The sequence below is a fragment of the Polystyrenella longa genome, assembly GCF_007750395.1.
Classification (GTDB): Bacteria; Planctomycetota; Planctomycetia; order Planctomycetales; family Planctomycetaceae; genus Polystyrenella; species Polystyrenella longa.
In genome coordinates, this window is the sequence record NZ_CP036281.1 from 2,522,758 (window position 1) to 2,542,988 (window position 20,231).

13 protein-coding genes are annotated in these 20,231 nt (G+C 49.2%); 10 read left to right on the top strand and 3 right to left on the bottom strand.

The window, feature by feature from the left end; genetic code table 11:
* Positions 1-1,447 precede the first annotated feature (1,447 nt).
* Positions 1,448-3,085 carry a transcription termination factor Rho gene (gene rho, locus Pla110_RS09340; RefSeq protein ID WP_144995424.1) on the top strand — a complete coding sequence of 546 codons (1,638 nt, stop codon included), beginning with the start codon at positions 1,448-1,450 and terminating at the stop codon, positions 3,083-3,085.
* A gap of 256 nt (positions 3,086-3,341) precedes the next feature.
* On the opposite strand, the gene Pla110_RS09345 is transcribed toward rho, so the two are convergent.
* The 3 genes from Pla110_RS09345 to Pla110_RS09355 all read right to left on the bottom strand — a co-directional run bounded on the left by Pla110_RS09345 (position 3,342) and on the right by Pla110_RS09355 (position 8,885).
* Complete coding sequence (locus Pla110_RS09345; protein ID WP_144995426.1) at positions 3,342-5,315, bottom strand: RNA polymerase sigma factor; 1,974 nt, start codon at positions 5,313-5,315, stop codon at positions 3,342-3,344.
* Between the two features lie 322 nt (positions 5,316-5,637).
* Positions 5,638-6,747, bottom strand: a complete 1,110-nt coding sequence (menC, locus tag Pla110_RS09350) for an o-succinylbenzoate synthase (protein ID WP_144995428.1) — start codon at positions 6,745-6,747, stop codon at positions 5,638-5,640.
* Between the two features lie 140 nt (positions 6,748-6,887).
* On the bottom strand, positions 6,888-8,885 hold the full coding sequence (locus Pla110_RS09355; RefSeq protein WP_144995430.1) for an Hsp70 family protein: 1,998 nt from the start codon (positions 8,883-8,885) through the stop codon (positions 6,888-6,890).
* Between the two features lie 313 nt (positions 8,886-9,198).
* Between Pla110_RS09355 and Pla110_RS09360 the strand changes: the two genes are divergently transcribed.
* The 9 genes from Pla110_RS09360 to Pla110_RS09400 all read left to right on the top strand — a co-directional run bounded on the left by Pla110_RS09360 (position 9,199) and on the right by Pla110_RS09400 (position 20,210).
* Complete coding sequence (locus Pla110_RS09360) at positions 9,199-10,368, top strand: hypothetical protein (protein ID WP_144995432.1); 1,170 nt, start codon at positions 9,199-9,201, stop codon at positions 10,366-10,368.
* 205 nt (positions 10,369-10,573) lie between these two features.
* Positions 10,574-11,863: a diphosphate--fructose-6-phosphate 1-phosphotransferase gene (locus tag Pla110_RS09365; protein WP_144995434.1), complete on the top strand. Its 1,290-nt coding sequence runs from the start codon at positions 10,574-10,576 to the stop codon at positions 11,861-11,863.
* 104 nt (positions 11,864-11,967) lie between these two features.
* Positions 11,968-12,846, top strand: coding sequence for an HAD family hydrolase (locus tag Pla110_RS09370; RefSeq protein WP_197440623.1), 879 nt, complete (start codon positions 11,968-11,970; stop codon positions 12,844-12,846).
* A 99-nt stretch (positions 12,847-12,945) separates the two neighbouring features.
* Positions 12,946-14,379 carry a decarboxylating NADP(+)-dependent phosphogluconate dehydrogenase gene (gene gnd, locus Pla110_RS09375; protein WP_144995436.1) on the top strand — a complete coding sequence of 478 codons (1,434 nt, stop codon included), beginning with the start codon at positions 12,946-12,948 and terminating at the stop codon, positions 14,377-14,379.
* Between the two features lie 822 nt (positions 14,380-15,201).
* Positions 15,202-16,161, top strand: coding sequence for an acyltransferase (locus tag Pla110_RS09380; protein ID WP_144995438.1), 960 nt, complete (start codon positions 15,202-15,204; stop codon positions 16,159-16,161).
* A 155-nt stretch (positions 16,162-16,316) separates the two neighbouring features.
* On the top strand, positions 16,317-17,051 hold the full coding sequence (locus Pla110_RS09385; RefSeq protein ID WP_144995440.1) for an MBL fold metallo-hydrolase: 735 nt from the start codon (positions 16,317-16,319) through the stop codon (positions 17,049-17,051).
* An 11-nt stretch (positions 17,052-17,062) separates the two neighbouring features.
* Positions 17,063-18,028, top strand: coding sequence for a methyltransferase domain-containing protein (locus Pla110_RS09390; protein WP_144995442.1), 966 nt, complete (start codon positions 17,063-17,065; stop codon positions 18,026-18,028).
* Between the two features lie 159 nt (positions 18,029-18,187).
* Positions 18,188-19,201, top strand: coding sequence for a sialidase family protein (locus tag Pla110_RS09395; RefSeq protein WP_144995444.1), 1,014 nt, complete (start codon positions 18,188-18,190; stop codon positions 19,199-19,201).
* Positions 19,202-19,451: 250 nt separating this feature from the next.
* The gene (locus tag Pla110_RS09400) at positions 19,452-20,210 is read left to right on the top strand and encodes a hypothetical protein (protein ID WP_144995446.1); all 759 of its coding nucleotides are present in this window, start codon (positions 19,452-19,454) and stop codon (positions 20,208-20,210) included.
* Positions 20,211-20,231: the final 21 nt, after the last annotated feature.

Genomic DNA, 20,231 nt, shown 5'->3' on the forward strand with positions numbered 1-20,231 from the left:
GATAGTGAAATCTTGTGAAACTGATGATAGATCAATTGACAGGTTTAACTTCAGAAGTAGAATAGATTAAGCATCAAAACGATGCTGTATGAATGCAGCCTTGCTGACGATTCATCGGTTAACGGAAAGGTTCGTTGACAACTATTTTTGATTCGTCATCTTCCTAAGGCAGAAGTGTAATACTTCGCTCTTGTTTGGCTATCGCCGAACAACTTTGGATTCCGCCTCTAACTACCGTTAGAGCGATGCTTCATTGCTCCAAACGGCAAGAGAGCTTTTCTCAAACGCTTTCTGTTGCTCTCGGTACATGTCCCCAGAACCTTAGTTCGGTTTCTGAGTGTGGTCTTGTATCTTCCCTGTTCTTCTGAACAAACGCCGATGGTTTGAGATTGTGGTTTTCCAGTCAGGTCACATTGTATGGGTGTCAAAATATGGGATTCAGCTTTTCCCCTGCATACCTTCAATTGATAACAGGCCAATAAGAAGAGCCGGTATTTCTTTTATTCGTACCCTCCAGTGGGACTGCTTTATTGCAGTCAATGATTTTTCTTTCTCGCGTTCTACTCAGTTGGTTCAGGTCAGTTTGATAGGACCAGTTCAACAGAGTTGAGAAAGGTTCCCGGTACTGTTAACTGATGATCGTTGGTCTTGTACTTCGCCTTTGGCGATCAGCACGACTATGTGAGCATCACCTGTGAACGAAATCTCTTCTGGATGAAATCACCCCTGGTCGAAAATATTTAGTACAACCACCAATGGGATTTGAAAGGCTTTTAACTACCGATTGAATCACTCGGCAGCATTTGTTGGAACTTGTTCCATTCTCTTGGCGCCAGTAGAACCTCAATCGACAAAAAACAATCCAACGCTCACTTTGTAATGTCAGGATGACATTCGAACATCCGGCCTTTGATTCGTGAGTCCTTCCTTCAGCTGCCTCTCCTATGGTCATAGGCGCTGGAAGTGAAACTGTTGTGTTGGCAAACGAGTAACCCCAAGTCGACATTTGGATGTCTGCTTGAAGGCGAATTCACCAACAGCGGTTTCCCACCCACATTCAATATTCAGGTTTCAGATAGTTCTTTGCTCTTTTGATTAACAGATTTCACCGTGAAGAATTGCATCTCTTACCTGTTCTTTGGTCTTTCAAAAAAACTGAGCCCCTCTAAACAAACTGTGGCTAAATCTAACGATTTGATTTCAGCCTCTGGCAGGTACGAATTTGATTCGCGAACTTGCTTAAATTCAACTCGGTCGGCATCGACCGGAAAACTCTCTTCAGACCGTTTTCCAATGAAGCCGCTCCTTTCTAACTAACACATTCGATGGTATGCAGCTAAATGCTTCTCGGTCGACTTATTCAATTGTTCTCCTTCTGAATTATACGGATATCGAGAACTCGCTTTGGTCGACTGTCCCACATTGATTTAAAAATTGGAATCGCTTTATGAGCACTCAGAAATCAAGTTTTTCTGATGAGGATACTAAAAAAAGTCGCACCCCTCGCCGTACGCGGCGACCTGCTTCCAAGAAAACTCCTCCGCCCGAACAGGACTCGGATATGGACTCTTTCGATGAGGGTCTCGATCTCGAACCGATTTCGAAAGGAGGCGCAGAGGCTTCGACAGATGATGACACTGGTGACTCTGGTGACGGCCAACGCCGTCGTCGTCGTCGTCGCCGTCGCGGTGGACGAAGCGATAGCAATAATTCCAATTCCAGCTCCAACTCAAATTCAAATTCTAATTCCGGGTCTAACTCCAGTTCGGGGTCAAATTCCGGCTCTGGATCTGGTGGTGGCCGAAATCAGCAGTACAACCAGCGACGTGGAGATCGTCCTTCTGGAGGCGGAGGTGGGGGACGCAACCGTAGTAATCAGCAGGGTGGACGAAAAAGAGATAACAGTGGAAACCGCGACCGAAATAGTAACAGTAATAATCGTCGGACCCGGGCTGTTTATACTGGTGAAGAGATTAATGGAATCATCAAAGGTGTGCTGGAACTTCATCCAAAAGGTTACGGCTTTCTCCGTGACCCTTCCAAGAACTATGCCGCTCAAGAGTCCGATTCCTTCGTTTCAAGTTCGATTATCGAAAAGTACAGCCTGAGAGAAGGCATTCTTATCGAAGGCGATGTCGGTCCTGGTGCCAAAGGACAGGGACCACGCTTAAAAGAGATTGTTTCGATTGATGGTCGTACGGTTGAAGAGTATGCCACCATCAAGAACTTCGAAGATCTGACACCGATTAACCCATGTGAACAGATTCGTCTTGAAACAGGTCCCCAGCCGGTAACTATGCGGGTAATGGACCTCTTGACGCCCATCGGAAAAGGCCAGCGAGCTCTGCTCGTCGCCCCACCCCGTACAGGTAAAACGATGCTCCTGCAGGACATCGCGAACTCGGTTTCGATCAATCACCCTGAAGTCCATCTGATGGTGCTTTTGATCGACGAACGACCGGAAGAAGTCACCGAGATGACTCGTCGTATCAAAGGGGAAGTGATCGCTTCCTCAATGGACCGAGATGTCGAAAGTCATGTTCGTATCAGTCAGTTGATCATCGAACGCGGAAAACGAATCGCTGAATCTGGCAAAGATGTTTTCATCCTGCTCGACTCGATCACGCGTACCGCTCGTGCTTTCAATAAATGGATTGGAAATACGGGACGTACAATGTCCGGTGGACTCGATGTGAAAGCGATGGATATTCCGAAGAAGATGTTCGGGACTGCCCGTCTCTTCGATGAGGGAGGTTCATTGACAGTCGTTGCCACGGCACTGATCGATACGGGAAGCCGTATGGATGAGGTGATCTTCCAGGAGTTCAAAGGGACAGGAAATATGGAACTAGTCCTGAGCCGCGACCTTGCTGATCGCCGCATCTGGCCATCAATCGACATCAGTCGCTCAGGAACTCGTCGTGAAGAATTGATTCTTCCTCCGGAGACCATTGATTGCCTCACCATGCTGCGACGAAGTCTGATTCAGCTCAGTCCCATCGAGGCGATGGATGAATTGACTCGCCGTTTAGCACAGTTCCCTTCTAATGAAGAGTTCTTGCAGAAGATCAAGATGATTCTCTGATGTCAGTGGCAAACCGCTGCTTCTGAGACAAATGGGTTCACTAGAGTGGTCCCAGAAAATAAAAGCCGGTCTTTCGTTTCTCAAGAACAAAGACCGGCTATTTTATTGGTACCAACACCAATTCTTTTCCAAGAATACAAGAATAAGTGAGGCTGCAATCTGTCGTGAAACGTTATTGAAAACGTGAACGTTCATGAAAACGTGGTTGTGCGTTGTCAGATTCCGCAGCAATTAAAGTGAGATTCGAACTCGCATTCTACTCTGTCAGCGAATTTGACTCGTCCAAAACCTGGAAGGGTTTAACCTCAGGCAGTTCCTGGGGGGCTTTGACAGGCTGGCCATCATGCCAGATGTATTCAGTAGAAGGATCGTTTGTCACAAAAACACTCGTGCCTTGTGGGATTTGTAGTGTCATTGCCAGTTCTTCTTCTGCGACCTGTCGACTGAATTTGCTCAGTTGGTATTCGAACCGCGTATTGAATTCAGATTCGTCTGAATAAGTTCGATTTAAAGTCACCTCGAAGTTCTTCATCACGAAGCCGTCATCCACATGGTCGATCTCGATTCCGTCGACTGTGACGATCATACGCTGATAAGCAAGATTTGGTCGGCGATCTGTGGCGTCATTGTGGGGTAGAATCAAATGCAGCGGCCATCCGTCAAATAGGTCGTCTCTTTCTTTGACGCTTTCGATTTTTCGAGGAAGATACCCTGCCTCGGGATCAAGCCACACGGTATGACGTCCATAATATCCTTCACTCATTACGACGACGGTTGGATGTCCATCAATGACTTCGTGACCCGTGATTCGGGGTTGATACGACTTCATCAATTCTGGCAATCGTCTGCTGGCGTCATAGGGGAGAAATCCCAGGACTTCCAGATTGGAATTTCTGTTCTGATTGATTAGTCGCTGTGCTTCCGGTGAACCATCTGCCCAGGTAATGCCGCTACAGACTCGCCACAAATCCCCTTCCGGGTGACTGTCAGGAGTCATGAGCTCGTTTGAGACAGTAAAGGCATGTGAGAACTGAGAATATCCTTCTGTAGTCATGATTTGCTCGGTGGCGCCAAATACGGGGAAGAGTTGGGCGCGGTATCCGTTTCCAATGTATTTGTATCGGTATCTCCACCATCCGTCTCGTGCCGAGAAGTCCCCCTTGTGTTTATACCTCCAGGTTTCTTCGGTGAAAGCGCCGCCTACCTCATAGGAGTTACGCTCAATATGGAATTTCAATGTCTGAAATTCATCCAGTGTCGACGCGTATTGATCTAATACTTTGATCGCTTCTATTTCGTCTTCTGGAGAAGTGGAAAGAATAGCTCCCAACAGTGCTGAGGGTCCCCCGCCCGAAGAGAGGCTAAGCCAAAGCCAACTCCCCATGGTCACGGTTCCCAGCATTAATGCCAAACTCCAAGCAATGTTTTTGCTGGCGACTTTAGAAAATGCAGTCGAGAGCTTAGTGGAGATCGAGATCGTATTCGTGGCCGTGTTTGCTGTCAGGCAGTGGGATACGGTTTGCGCCGCGAGATGTTGCCCCCATTCTGCGGCAGAGGCCTGGGCGCCTTCCCAGATTGTTAATACTGTTGTCAGCGCGATGCCGCGTTTCAGTAATCTTTTACGTAGAAGTTCGCGCCCTCGCATTAAACTCGCTTTGACGGAAGCGTCTGTCGCTCCCAAACTCTCCGCTGCTTCTAATCGCGATTTTCCCTGCAGAAAACAGAGAATGATTGGCCCACGATATTTTTCGGGAAGCTGATCGAGTTCATCGTGAAGCAGTTCCATTTGCTCCTGGACGGACAATATAGAATCACTCTCCTGTTCATCGGAAGTACCGGAATCGAGCTGTTCGGAGAATTCAGTTGCTTTGTGACGTTTTTTATTACGGTGTATCTGAATCGCTTCCGCTCGGGCAACCCGGTGCAGCCAGGGAGCCAGCGAGTTCCGTTTGCGAATGGTCCCCGCTTTGCTGGTCAGCTTTAGGAAAATGGACTGACAGGCATCTTCGATGTCATGACTTTCCGAAAGCAGATTAGCACAGACACTTAAAACAAGTGGGGTATGGCGCTCGCAAAGTATCTCTAGAGCCTTCTTATCCTGACGTTCGACGTAAAGTTGCAGCAACGTCTCGTCGGAATGCTGCGCTGATGCAGTTATTACAGAATTGGTTCGTCGGTTTGCATTCCTTACATTCCGATCGAATAAAGTAGGGCGTTCCAACAGACTCATTATGTCATTCCAAGTGAGTGGTGAGGGGTCGCGAATTCAAATGCAACATCGATGCCAACAGAAATTGAAGTTGGTGAGATTACTTTTGAAATCACTGAGAGAGCCCGAAACTATTTGAAGGGATAGGTGCGCCTGATGCGCATCATTCATTTTCAGAGGTGATTTCCGTCTGCCTGTCCATGAAGGCGGCTTTGGATCGGAGTGAATGATCGGTCTCTCTATACTGTTAATACTATCCACTCTTGATTCGAATTGAAGAGTAAAATCTTAGGGAGTGTTTTAAAATAGTATCTGTTCGTGTAACTTACTCAGGTGACACGTTTTATCTAATGTCTGCTTTCTGAAGAGATAATTTCTCGAGCCGCTCCAGGTTTGGTTCCGGTAATTGGTCAAATGCCCGAACTGTGGGTACCCCTGTTTTGTCCTGATACAAGCTGACCGGGCTGTCGCTGAGATCCTGATGGTAGAATCGTTCGCTGGGGAAAATGTCGGCCGGATAGGTGAAGTTGTCGAGCATAGAGAGGGCAATACAAAGCCCCACTCCTGTAGCGCTTTCCAGCATTCCCCCAACCCAGCAAGGGATGCCTGCTTTTTGCATATCATCATGAATCTGTTTGGCGATGGTCAATCCGCCCACGCGAGCCGGTTTGATATTCACATATCCACAGCTTTCAATTTCTGCAGCCTGCTGAGCGATTCGGCGAGTTTTGACTGTTTCATCCAGGCAGATGGGCGTCGTGATTTGTGCCTGCAATCGGGAATGGTCGAGGATATCGTCGTGCTGGAGTGGCTGCTCATACATGGCGAGTTGGTATTCGTCCAACTGCTTGAAGAGTTCGACGTCGTTAAGTCGATATCCACTATTGCAGTCGATGTGCATGCAGGCGTCGGGGAACTCCTTGCGAACGGCCTGCACCATTTCTAATCCCCAACCGGGACGGAACTTCAGTTTGACGCGGGGGAACTTTCTGTCGAGTGCATCGCCGATATCGTTATTCAGTTCAGCCAGTGAATCTGTCACCCCAAAATCAGCACCCACGACCACTTCATCTCGGGTCGCTCCGAGGAGCCGGTGCAGAGGTTGATTCTGCAATTTGCTTTCGAGCGCCCACCAGGCATGATCCAGTATCGCTTTGGCGAATGGGTTTCCTTTGAAGTGGCTCAATTTTTGATGTAGTTCTTCCCCGCTCGAAATATCCTGACCAATAATTTGAGGGGCCAGCCATTGACGACAAAGTTCGAAAACACCAGCTCCCCAACCTGGGCTGTAGCAGGGAGCCGCCAGCGAGCAACTTTCTCCCCAGGCATCGACGGAACCGCTGGTCATACGACAGAGAACGGAATGAACTTCGGCATCTTCCCCGTAGGCAGTACGCCAGGGTGTAATCAGCGGCATGGCAACTAGAAACAACTCGATGCGGTCTATCTTCATCTTCGTACGATCTTCCCAATGGTAAAGGCTAACCAATTCAAACGCAGAACCTGTGGTGAAGAGAGGTTCGCGATGACTTGATTGAAGCAGGAGCCGCAGCGAATTACAAGCGGACTACCCCACTGGGTGCGGAACGTCGATTACTTTTTTGGACGTCGAGTTGCTGTTGGTTTTTGGTGTCTTTTTTTCTGGTTGAACCGGGCTTGCTGTTGCTGGACTGCTTTCGGAATCTCAAACTCTTTGGCTTGGACCATGGGATTTCTGCATTTGCTGCAGTTTCCTTCATTGTCGAACGGCTCCATGCAGTCCTCACATAAAGGGATCGGAATTGCAGAGCTGGCCAGTTTAATAATACTGCTGGGGACTTGCTGGTCTTCCTTAACCGCTTTCTCGGCAGCTATTATTGCCATGGTCAACGTGTTCGCTTTCCCAATGGGTTTTGAGCGAGTCTTCTTTGTCTGGGGCTGCCATTTCTTTTGTGGGAAGGACTCTACTTTTTGGGCTTTGGCTTCCTGGATCTCATTGATGAGCGGTGGAGACTGTCGCAGGTCAGAATCGGACTTGGGACGACGTTGAGGAAGAATCTTGTCATCGAATTCGAGTTGTTGCACGATGTTCTTTGATCGCGTGATTTTCATTCGAGAACTGGTGCTTCCTTCGAGTACTTTCGCTGAAACTTCCAGCATCGCGGCGTGATCATATTTCATGGTCACGAGAACTTCAGTCCCTTCAGGCAAGTTCGGTGGAAGGTTCTCGACCCGGCAGTCTCCCAAGTGGACGAGTGATGTATCCGTTTGAGTACCACTTTCGATGATCGGAATCTTGATCATTGATTGATTGGGCCGAACTGTCTCAAATACCTGAGAAACTTGCGCCGGTAATGGGGTGTTCGTTGGGATCAGGTAATGAGGAACTCGATTTGCATTCTCCTGCGTCCTGACCATGATGCCCAGTCCCCGGGAATTCACGGAACGCTGAGACATCCTTGCCAATCGCTGTTGCGCCGGTTCTTCCAGGATAGATCGGGCGAAGCCATCGTTGCTCGACAGCATTCCGGCAAAATAGGCGGCACCGTGAGCGATGGAGTGGTCGGGCGATAGAGAACTGTTTAAAGTCCGTCCACTGAGTTTTTTCATACTTCGCCGGATCATCGGCATGCGTGATGCCCCCCCGACAAGTAGCACAGCATCAATATGCGCCCAACCCATATTATGTTTTTTGAGCAGGTCCAACGTAATCTGCCGAGTCTCTTCCACAAGTGGTTCGCACAATTCTTCAAACACCTTGCGTTGAATCTTCAAGGTGTCACGCTCCTTGTTGAACTCGCAAGTGACTTCCACCTCAGGTTTCTGACTAAGGGTTCGTTTGACCTGTTCCGTTTCTGTAACAAGCTGTTGCAGAAAATGGGGATCCTGAGCAACGGGTTGTTGGAACCGCTGTGAGAACTTGCGACAGAGATACTCTTCGAGTTTATGGCTCCAATCGAGTCCTCCTAGATGGAGATGCCCTCCTCCTCCGATGACTTGAACTTCATTTGGGGAATAATGGACGATTGAAAGATCAAAGGTTCCTCCACCCAGATCGAATACAAGAATTCTTTGCGTTTCTGTCAGTTCCGTGAACCAGAGCCCTTCAGTGCCCAATACATGGCAGAGCGCTGCTGCAACGGGTTCGTTGATAATGTCTACCGTCTTTAAGCCCGCCTTGTGCCCTGCGGCGACCACTTCCTGACGCTGGACTTCGCTGAATTGCGCGGGAACGGTGATGACTGCCGTGCGAATACGGCCGACTTTGCGTTCGGCATGATTCAATAATTTCCGAATGATCAACGCGGCCAGGTCAACGGGAGTGTAGGTTTCCCCATTGAGATACCATTTCTTGTTGGGCTTACCGATTTCTCGTTTGGGATAGAGAATCACTTTCTCCGGCTGTTCAATTGCGCGTTCCAATGCGCGACGTCCAATTACAATCTCCTGCCCCGGTTCAAACAGAAGAGCCGACGGTGTGGAAGGTTCTCCATATTCGTTCGGGATCGTGATCGGCTGCCCGTGCCTGTTCAAACATGAAATGGACGAGTAAGTTGTACCGAAGTCGATGCCAACGGCGTGTCGTTTAGGAGAGGATGGAATCTGGTTCATCTAAAATGACCATTCTGTTACGATAAACGATCTCAGCTATTAGTTAAGGGATTGCAGTTTGCTTTTGCCGAGATGAAATTGGATATGCGGAAGTGGGTGTGAATCATTCCTGTGAATGAAGTATGAAATTGGTTGTTAACGATGATTAAACAGAAAAAATCCCACGGCATCTAAATCTTTCAGTTAACTGGCATAGAATCAGGCCGAATCTTTTATCAATTATGCCGGAGGCCCGGAGACTTGAACATACAGGAAATATTTCAGTGGATATTGGATAATGATGTTTAGAGTATCACAACGAGTTTTGTGGCTGATGGCCCTTGCTGTGTCCATCAGCTCTTCACTATTCGGTGCTCAATTGGAGCAGACGCAATTAGAGTCCGCTGAACCCGTTCGTCAGTCATTTCAAGTTGGAAAAAAGTTGTATCAGCAGCTTAAAAATCCACTGACAGTGAGCTGGGACAAAGCCGAGTTAAGAACGATTGTTCGACAGCTTTCAGGTACCACAGGGGTGGCCATCGTTATTGATCGTCGTCTCGACCCTCACCAGCCAATTACTCTCGAACTGGAAAAGAGACCTCTCTTCGAAATTCTGTTTGAGATTGGACGGCAATCCGGTTCTGAAGTGTCGATTCAGCCCAACTATTTGTTTCTTGGGACTCCTCGGGCCACTCGAACACTTCGGACATTAATCCTGCATCAACGTGAAGAATTAACGAAAGCGTTCGCAGAATCTTCAACTCCCATACCGCAGCAGTTGGCACGCAGACAGGAATTAATTTGGGATGATCTTGCGACACCGCTTGAAGTAATACGTAAAATCAACACGGCGTACACACTTAAATTGCTAAATCCGGACCAGATTCCCCATGATCTGCTGCCGAAGTGCCACATTCCGTCTGCCGTGTTAGAGCAGCAAATCTGTACCTTGCTGATTCAGTATGATCTCAGCTATCGCTGGGTGGAGCCTGGGAAATCCTATGAGATCGTCTCTTTGCCGGAGCAAGTGTCCATTGCTAAGAGTCATCTCATTTCTGCCTCTTCCCGGGATGAGATTGAGGCGGCCTTGCTTAAACGCCCCGGGATTGAGTGGAAATGGTCGGGCGAAAACCGCTTGGAACTGGTTGGCCGAGTGGAAGACCAGGAGTGGATGATCTCGCTTCTCAATCCTCGACAGAGAGAAATGACTATCGCTGAGGGAGAAACAGGAGGAGAGCAAAAGCTGTCTCTACAGCGATTCACATTGAAACAAGCAGGGGTTTCCGTGATGTCCGTCGTCGACGAATTACGGAAATCAGGTGTCGATATCGAATTTGCCCCTCCGAATTCCGAGGCGTCGTTCCGAGGGAGAAAAGATAAAGTCGATCTGGACCTGCAAAATGCTCCTCCTACGAAGTTGTGCGAGCAATTATTTAACGAAATTCCAGTCGAATTTCAGGTTCTACAGGAAAAAATCGTGCTTCGGCCCATCGAACAGCCATAAGTGACTAAATGAAGGTCGGAAATCATCCACCGAGCTGATTTCGACAGGTCCGCTGTTTTGAATTGTGCTGCCCGTTCGTTTAGAATACGCGAAATCTGTACTGGCAACGCAAAGACCGGGCTCCGGCTGCGGCTCGGTTATACCGTTCGCAGGGCAGCCTTACCCATGCTCCGCACATTCTCAACATGATACAGGACCTTAATTCGTGTCGACACCCAAGAATCTTGTCGTGGCTCAATCTGGCGGGCCCTCCCCCGTGATCAATAATACCCTGCGGGGGATCGTCGAAATGGCTCGCGAACTCCCGGAGATCGGCGATGTCTACGCCGGTTGGCATGGGATCGAAGGGGTGTTGAAAGAGGAATTGATCAATCTGACGGCCCAGAACCCCGAAGAAATCGCCCTGCTCCGGACGACTCCCGCTGCGGGATCGATTGGTACCTGTCGTTACAAGCTGAAAGATCATCAGAACGAAGACTTCGACCGCATTATGGATGTCTTTAAAGCCCACAATGTTGGCTACTTCATCTACATCGGTGGAAACGACTCGATGGACACCGCCAACAAGGTGGCCAAACTGGGACAGGAACGAGGCCTTGACCTCATCGGAATCGGTGGACCGAAAACAATCGACAACGATGTGGGGGACAGCGAATTCAAATTAATCGACCATACTCCCGGATACGCCAGTACCGCCCGTTACTGGTCGCACATGGTTCAACTTGCGAATGAAGAGAACCGGGGAAGTTCACCCGCCGACCCTGTGCTGGTGCTTCAAGCAATGGGACGTCGAATTGGTTTCATTCCCGCTGCTGCGCGTCTGGCTGACCCCAACCGGGAAATGCCACTCCAAATCTATCTCGCCGAGCGACCGACTTCACTCGATCAGATTTCCGAAAACGTGAACGCCCAACTGAAAAAAGATGGCCGTTGTATCGTCGTCGTAAGTGAAGGACTGGATCTGGGAGACATTGGTGAAGTCAAAGACTCCTTCGGTCACGTTTCCTTTAGCGCCAGCAAAATGACGGCGGCTCAACTCGTGGTGAATGGTTTGAATGATCGCGGTCTCCCTGTGAAGGGAGCTGCCCGTTACAACATTCCTGGGACGGATCAGCGGCACAATATCATCTATGCTTCAACCGTCGACCTTCAGGAAGCCTACATTCTAGGACAGAAGGCTGCGGAACTGGCCGCCAATAAAGAGAGCGGTTTCATGTCCACCATTCTGCGGGAACCCGGCCCGCTGTACAACGTTCGCTACGATAAAGCCCCGCTCGACAAAGTGGCCAATAGCGAACGCAAATTCCTCGACAACTGGATTTCTCCTTGCGGAACTGATGTCACCGACGAATTTGTAAACTACGCCAAACCACTTATCGGTGAAGACTGGGTCAGCGTTCCCATGATTGACGGTCGGATGCGAATGTCCCAGCTGGAAAGAAAATTCGCCGATCAGAAACTGGAGGCATACGTTCCTCAGGCAGACCGCGAATAGAAATCAAAGAGAAGATCTCGACTGAGAATCGATCCCTATCAGACCAGCACAACCATTTTACTTCTCTGCTTCGGTAGAACAAGTTTCAACAAGGAATACAAAACGTGTCGGAACATCCTCTCGACTCATTTAAAAAACAACACGACTTCATGATTGGCATCGATTCAGATGGCTGCGCCTTCGATACGATGGAGATCAAACATAAAGAATGCTTCATTCCGAATACGATCAAGTATTTCGGGCTGCAAGCAGTCTCCAAGTACGCCCGCGAAGCCGCAGAGTTCGTAAATCTGTATTCGAAATGGCGGGGAATCAATCGCTTTCCAGCTCTGACGATGACGATCGATCTGTTGAAAGAACGCCCCGAAGTGGCGGCTCGCGACATCAAACTGATGGAATTGAAAGGCGTCCGCGAATGGATCGAACGCGAAACGAAGCTGGGCAACCCGGCTCTGAAAGAAGAAGTCGCTAAAACTGGTGATGCCGATCTTAAGCTGGCTCTGGAATGGTCTCTCGCCGTCAATGAATCTGTTGATGACATCGTCGAAGGAGTCAGCCCTTTTCCTTTCGTGAAGAAGTCACTCGACAAACTCAGCACGAAAGCGGATATGATTGTTTGCTCCGCCACGCCGAACGACGCGTTGAATAAAGAGTGGAGTGAACATGGGATCGCGAAGTATGTCGCCGCGATCTGTGGACAGGAAGCGGGAAGCAAAAAAGAATCGCTCACGACGGTGAAAGAGCATGGATACGCTGACGACCACATCCTGATGATGGGTGATGCTCCTGGCGACATGAATGCGGCCATCGCCGTGAATGCTCTATTCTATCCGATCAACCCTGGCCATGAAGAAGAGAGTTGGGAACGATTCCACGATGAAGCCTGCGATAAGTTCCTCAATGGAGAGTTCAAAGGGGCGTATCAGGATTCGCTCATCGCTGAATTCGAAAAGCTCCTCCCAGACACCCCGCCCTGGAAATAAGACTCTCTGTTGAGACTCTCAGCTGAGACTCGACGGCCCTCGAACCTACACAAACACATTGAAACAAAATAATTCTTCTTCCGCGAAGGAAAGTAACAGATGTCACAGCATGATATTGGATTGATCGGTCTGGCGGTAATGGGACAGAACCTGGTTCTAAACATGGCCAATAATGGGTACAGCGTCGGTGTCTACAACCGCACGACGAGTACGACCGACGAGTTCACGGAAGGAAACGCCGCAGGCAAGTCGATCACGGGTTACCACGATCTGAAAGATCTGGTGGCCAACTTGAAAAGCCCGCGTAAAGTCATGCTGATGGTCAAAGCGGGACCTGCAGTGGACGCGATCATCGAAACGTTGACTCCGATGCTCGACAAAGAAGACATCATCATTGATGGTGGAAACGCCGAGTTCAATGATTCCAACCGTCGCACTGCTGAAGTCGAGAAAAGCGGACTGCTTTTCATCGGAACAGGTGTTTCCGGTGGAGAAGAAGGAGCCCTCAAAGGGCCTAGTATCATGCCCGGCGGGTCCAAAGCCGCCTGGCCCCACGTTAAAGAGATCTTCCAGAAGATCAGTGCCAAAGTCGGTCCGAACAACGACATCCCCTGTTGCGAATGGGTCGGAGAAGCAGGCGCCGGTCACTACGTGAAAATGGTTCACAACGGAATCGAATACGGTGACATGCAGTTGATCTGCGAAGCCTACTTTATCTTGAAACATGCTCTTGGCCTGTCCAATGAAGAACTGTACGACGTCTTCTCCGAATGGAACGAAGGAGTTCTGGACAGTTACCTGATCGAGATCACTCGCGATATCTTCTCTGTCAAAGATGCCGGAAGCGATGAATACCTGGTCGATAAGATCCTCGATACCGCGGGGCAAAAAGGGACTGGGAAATGGATGAGCCAGCACGCTCTGGATCTGGGCGTGCCGACCACGTTAATCACCGAAGCCGTTTATGCTCGCTGTCTATCAGCCCAGAAAGAGGCTCGCGTAAGAGCTTCTGAAATCCTGTCAGGTCCAGAGACCAAATTCAGTGGCGACAAGGCTCAGTTTATTGACGATGTCAAACAAGCCTTATACGCCTCAAAGCTTTGCAGTTATGCCCAAGGTTATGTTCAATTGAATGCCGCTGCTGAAGAGTTTGGCTGGAAGCTAAACAATGGCGATATTGCTCTGCTCTGGCGTGGTGGATGTATTATTCGTTCAACCTTCCTGCAGGACATCAAAGCAGCCTTCGACAAGAATCCTCAGCTGGAAAACCTGTTGCTGGACGACTTTTTCCGCGACGCGATCAATCAGGCTCAACCAGGTTGGCGGCGAGCTGTTTCGACAGCCGTCGAACTGGGGCTTCCCGTTCCTGGTTTCAGTGCAGCCCTCAGTTACTACGATGGATATCGTCAAGCCCGTCTTCCGGCCAACCTCTTGCAGGCACAGCGGGATTACTTTGGCGCTCATACCTACAAACGATTGGACAAAGAAGGTACTTTCCACACCGACTGGATTCGGGAACGAAAAACTCCTTAAGGCATCGGAATTAGGTCAAAACGATATCCTTTGTGTGGATGGAAATGGGTATATCCCAAGGCTTCCTCAGGAATTCCAGTGCGCCAGTTACCTATGTGAGAGTGCGAATTGCACTGAGAATATTTGAACCTATCCTGAAACCGATTGTGGTTGTTATTGGGCCTGAAAATAAGGCTCAATTTTATCTACAAGTGAGTGTGATCTCTAAGCTCTAAGAGGGTATCAGGACCGCATCGAGTGCCGCTGAACCTGAAGGATGGCGAACCAGATCTAGATATTCAGTCAAGTCCTGATGTATCGCCTGTAACAGTCTTGTGGATTAGTCTGTTTAAAAACGCGCTCGAAAACCTCAAAGAGGCATCTTGGCAGCCCAATCGTTTTTTAGTGTTTTTTGGGTTGTCTTAGCTTTTACACTAAGCCCATATTCGAAACTATTCTTTGCTGAATACGACTAGAGTCTTCACTTCATAAGAGTGAACGATGTTAGGGTGAACGCTTAGTTCGTATTTAAATTTCGATTAACGAGCAAAGAGAGATGCTTGTCGGCCTTGGAAATGTGCCTACTGAGTACGATCAAATAGTTACAGGATTTAATTCTTAGGGTACAGGAGACACCGACTCCTGAATAATCAAGGTCGGCCAGAGTTGTAAGGTCTTCCATAGGTCGGAAGAATGAATGAAGGTTTGTGTTATTTTTCTATGCTGTGCCGTCATGATAAGGAACAGCGAGCGGGCCTCCGGTATCAGCAATAGCGCGACAATGAGCGTGCTCTGATTTTCCCCGTTTGATTAACGTTTATTATTCTGCGGGTGAATCTGTTAATGAGTGAACGGCAACGAAATCTTTCTCTCGACATCGCCAAACTGGTCCTGATCGGGATGGTGGTCGCAATCCACTGCGAGTTCTTGAAAGAATACGACCGGATCGGGTATTACCTCTACGATGGTTTGTTTCGTATTGCAGTTCCCTGCTTCCTGTTGATCAATGGGTACTTCTTTTACAAATTCGTTGACACGAAACCACGTGCCTGGGTGATCGGTGTGCTGGAGAGGTACGCTTTCTGGATGATGTTCTACTCATTCATGTGGCTCAGGCCGGATGAATACAATGTGAAGAGCATCGCGCTGATCATTGAGTACATCATCCTCGGCTTCAATCATCTCTGGTACCTCTCTGCGATTATCGGAGCGTCTCTGCTGACGTTACTCACGAGGAAATTACCCGATTGGGTACGATTTGCGTCAATCATTATTCTGTACCTCTGTGGATACGGCCTTCAGTATTTCCGGGAATGGCAAGCATTTGAAAACCCGATCATGCAGTTCGTTTTCGAGACCCCTCTTGTCTATCGCAACTTCTTATTCGTCGGTTTTCCTTTCTTTATCATGGGATACCTGATCAATAAGTATAAGATGGTGGAAAACTGTAACGCGATATGGCCACTACTCGGAATCGCATTCGGTGTGCCTGCCATTTTGTTCGAAAGTCACCTCAACATGGAATGGTCAGGGAGACCAGATCCTCTCGAACTGTTGTTCCCTCTAATCTGGGTTTGTCCGGCTATCTTTATCCTCATCATGAAATCGCCCGTCATGCGGCCGGCCACATCGTTGGGATATTACGCAAACGGTATCTACTTTATTCATATTTTCTTCCTGGCGATTTTCAAAAAGTTCATTCATATCGACCCCGTCCCACGGACGCTGGCCGTGTTTGCGATCTCCTTCATCGCCACTTTTTTTCTGATCCGCTTGAATAAAAAATTCCCTTTTATTCTTTGATCAGTACCTGTGCATGCCCGGCGGATCGAGTAAAATGATCTAAAACCGCTTCCATGGCTACTCGGCTCCTCTCGAACAGGTTCGATCGCGTTGACGAGTATTCTGCTTTCGAGTACTGTTGGATTTGCTGTTGTGACCGGGTGGAGAATCGTTAGATGAAACTGGTATGTCTTGGAACCGGCGGATATTTTCCGAATGACCGTCGACATACGGCCGGTTATCTATTTCCGGAACTTGGTATCCTGTTCGATGCCGGTTCCAGTGCCTATCGGGTTATCGATTGCCTGCAAACGGATGAGCTGGATATCTTCCTCTCGCACGCTCATCTCGATCACATTGTCGGGCTGACTTTTCTGCTGGTTCCCATGCACCGGAAGAAAATCAAAACGGTGAGAGTTCACGCACGTGCGGAAGATATTCTTGCCATCAAACAGCACTTGCTGGCCAGCCAGATCTTTCCAGTCGATATCCCCTTCGAATACCACGAAATCACAGGAACAGTAGATCTGGGGAAACGTGGAAAGGTGAGCACAATGCCTCTGCGACATCCTGGCGGATCGCTAGGATATCGCATCGACTGGCTCGATAAGTCATTCGCTTACATCACCGATACCTCTTGGGTGAATGACTATCTTGAGTTTGTGCGCGGAGTCGATCTGCTTCTGCATGAATGTTATTTTCCGGATGGAGCGGAAGATCTGGCGGAGTTGACGGGTCACAGCTGTACGTCCCAAGTCACCAAATTGGCGAAACAAGCGGAGGTCAAGCATCTCGGATTGATACATATCGATCCCTTCCGAACGGATGACGACCCAATAGGAATCGATGCCGCACAAGCCATCTTTCCGAATACCTTCGTTGCCGAAGACAATGACGAACTCGATTTTTAAAGGGCTGCCCCATGTCATTCGCCCTGGAATCGCTCCCGCTTCGCTGCCCTCTCGATCAGCATTCGCTGGAATCGTTATTCGATCAACAAGCATTAACCTGCCCGCAATGTCATCGTGTCGTCCCCATTCAAAATGGCATACCTCGATTTGTAGAGGATGCGCATCTTGAATCTTTCGGAACACAATGGACTCGTTACGACGTCGCTCATGAGCAAGAAGATCGACGGACATTCGAGGCAAAGACCGGTTTCCGACGGGACGAATTAAAAGGCAAAAGAGTTCTTGACGCTGGATGCGGAGGGGGCCGCTATACTCGATTGGTTGCTGCTGCGGGAGGTTATGTTTCCGCAGTCGATCACACCCGCGCTGTTGATAAAGCGGTGGAGCTATGTCGCGATGAATCAGCTAATAATTCTGAGCAAATCCAATTTCTTCAAGCTGATCTTAAGAATCTGCCGTTCGCACCGGCCTCATTCGACTATGTCTTTTCGATTGGTGTGATGCACCATGACGAAGAGACTCGGGCGGTCTTCAACGCCGTAGCCCGGTTGGTGAAACCGGGTGGTTATTATTCGGTCTGGCTTTATCGACGAAACCAGGAGTGGCAAGAGAAAATCAACAATTGGTTACGCTGTCGCACGACGACGATGCCTCAGGAACGACTCGAAAAATGGAGCCGTCGGGGAGCAATACTGGGGCGTATCCCTTTGCTGAACAGGGTTGCCAACAAAGTGGTAAATTTCAGTAGTCATCCGAATCATGAAAATCGTGTTTGCGATACCTTCGACTGGTACGCGCCCCAGTACCAGCATCACCACACGATTGCCGAACTTCTCGACTGGTACGAATCCGCTGGATTTCACAATCTGGAAGTCCTTCCCCCAGAGAAAACAGGTTATCTTTATAATTGGGCTTACGATAAGGATCTCATTATTGGTAGTGGGGTGAATGTACGAGGCCAACGACCGGTAGACTAAAGCGGGAAAGCGGTTCTCTCTCTTCAGGGGAACTGACTTCTGAATTGACAGCGTCGATGATCAGAAAAGAATTGTTTGATCGGTTCTCAGCGGCCCGCTGATCGTGTAGTTTGGAGGGACGATACCCGACTGAATTCACTCGAAACAGAAAGCACCATCATGCCGAATCGGTTTCCGATCTTTTGCCTTCTTGCAATTGCCTGTCTGCTGATTACCTCCCCGAAATCTCTTGAAGCGAGCGAACCCAAGCTGCTTTCCGTCGAAAAGATCTGGGACCAGGGTGAACACAATGCGTTTACTGATATCGTGTGGTTCAATGACAAGTTCTTCGTCACGTTCCGGGAATCGGCTGACCATGTTGGCGGAGACGGCCAGATTCGTGTCTTGGTTTCTGAAAATGGGGACGATTGGAATTCGGCCTCACTTATTGAAGAAGAGGGAGTCGACCTGCGCGATCCCAAATTCTCCATTACCCCTCAGGGAAAACTGATGCTCTCTCTGGGAGGTTCGGTCTACAACGGCACTAAGATTCTGGAAAGTCGGCAACCTTACGTTTCCTTTTCTGAGGATGGCAAGAACTGGTCCGCTCCCGAGAAAATTATGGAAGAAGGCGACTGGCTCTGGCGCGTTACCTGGCATGACGGTGTCGGTTACGGCAGCTCGCGTATCATGGTTCCTAACGAAAACGGCAAAGGTGATACGAAGATTGCCTCGCTGTATAAGACGACTGACGGGCGCAGCTATGAAAAAATCCTGACTTGGGACATAGATGGTAACCCGAACGAAACAACGCTCCGATTCATGCCTGATGGCGAAATGATCGCCTTGGTTCGCAGAGAATCAGCAGACCAACGAGGATTAATCGGTCGTGCTGAGCCCCCCTACACCGCTTGGAAATTCACTCCCACCAACTATCGGTTTGGCGGTCCGAACTTCATCCGGCTTCCTAATGGAGAGATGTGGGCCGGCAGCCGTCATCATCCCGGCGGTGCGAAAACGGGCCTCTTCCGCATGACGCTTGATAATCTCGAACTGGTCACCCTCCTCCCTTCCGGTGGAGATACCAGCTACCCCGGATTTCTCTGGCACAACGACATCCTCTGGATGAGTTACTACGCCAGCCACGAAGGCAAAACGAGCATCTATCTGGCGAAGTTCAGGTTGGAGGAATAAGAGACGAGCTATATTTGCGCGTTGATACCCGGAGACACCTATGTTGACTTCGGGCAACGCGGAAGTTGTCTTCCTCTTACCAACGAAGTTTGGTGACAGTTCTTAACGTATTGTTATACAATGACTTAACGGCCAAGATACCCTTTCGTGTTTCAAATGGCATCCCGTTTGCCTTACTTCGATCCAGACCCCGTTCTGTGTGAGGGTGGGGCTTTACTGGACTGGTCTGTTGCGGAAGGTTGCCTGCCTGATGTCGAGCGATATGTTAAGTGTCGAAGGGCCGTTGAGCGCCCGGGCGGTAGTGTTGGAATGGTATCTGGACGAGGCGGCCGATCTGGCGAGTCGTTCGACATTTGAACCAGGGCTACTGAAGATGCCCCTCAACCCGGTGCATTGGCAGCAATACGTCCATTGGTCACGAAAATTATATTCAACCTGGACACGTCCGACACGACAAGTCGCGTTTTCGAAGTCTCCTGTGACGGCTTGCTGGCCGGGGACGGAACCATTCTGTGCCGAGGTGATTGTCCATAGTCTGTATCAACGCGTGTGGCATGCCTTGCTGATTCGCGAAAGCCGACTGGTTCAAGAGGAACAACCCGAGGAGGCCGCCAAGCTCATCAACGAATGTCTGGTGGATTGCGAACATCTGACTCAGAAGCTAATGCACTTCGAGCAGGTCGCACTCCGTTATCTGGAATTTCAACCCGCCGACACACCTCTATTAAAACTCCATCAACTCTGTCGGCAATGGGGAGATCAAGCAGTGGAATTGCTGCTTCGTGATTTCCTCAAAGCGTCCGAGAATAAAATTGCCCCCCCGCACGAATCTCTCGTGCAGATGATCGGTTCGCGAAACGAATTTCGTTCTCCGTTGGAAGCGATCATGCCTATGGAGTTGGAGATCAATCAACTCCTGCAGGAATCCCAACTGCAAAGCCAACCCCGATCTCACTTTCACCGGGCTTTGATTACCGCCTGCCAGAGATTGTGTATTCCGTCACAATGAAGTCCATTGATAAAGACGCAC

Coding starts and splice junctions, on each gene's coding strand:
- rho (WP_144995424.1), top strand. CDS start 1,448: ATGAGCACTCAGAAATCAAGTTTTTCTGATGAGGATACTAAAAAAAGT.
- Pla110_RS09345 (WP_144995426.1), bottom strand. CDS start 5,315: ATGAGTCTGTTGGAACGCCCTACTTTATTCGATCGGAATGTAAGGAAT.
- menC (WP_144995428.1), bottom strand. CDS start 6,747: ATGAAGATAGACCGCATCGAGTTGTTTCTAGTTGCCATGCCGCTGATT.
- Pla110_RS09355 (WP_144995430.1), bottom strand. CDS start 8,885: ATGAACCAGATTCCATCCTCTCCTAAACGACACGCCGTTGGCATCGAC.
- Pla110_RS09360 (WP_144995432.1), top strand. CDS start 9,199: ATGGCCCTTGCTGTGTCCATCAGCTCTTCACTATTCGGTGCTCAATTG.
- gnd (WP_144995436.1), top strand. CDS start 12,946: ATGTCACAGCATGATATTGGATTGATCGGTCTGGCGGTAATGGGACAG.
- Pla110_RS09380 (WP_144995438.1), top strand. CDS start 15,202: ATGAGTGAACGGCAACGAAATCTTTCTCTCGACATCGCCAAACTGGTC.
- Pla110_RS09385 (WP_144995440.1), top strand. CDS start 16,317: ATGAAACTGGTATGTCTTGGAACCGGCGGATATTTTCCGAATGACCGT.
- Pla110_RS09390 (WP_144995442.1), top strand. CDS start 17,063: ATGTCATTCGCCCTGGAATCGCTCCCGCTTCGCTGCCCTCTCGATCAG.
- Pla110_RS09395 (WP_144995444.1), top strand. CDS start 18,188: ATGCCGAATCGGTTTCCGATCTTTTGCCTTCTTGCAATTGCCTGTCTG.
- Pla110_RS09400 (WP_144995446.1), top strand. CDS start 19,452: ATGTCGAGCGATATGTTAAGTGTCGAAGGGCCGTTGAGCGCCCGGGCG.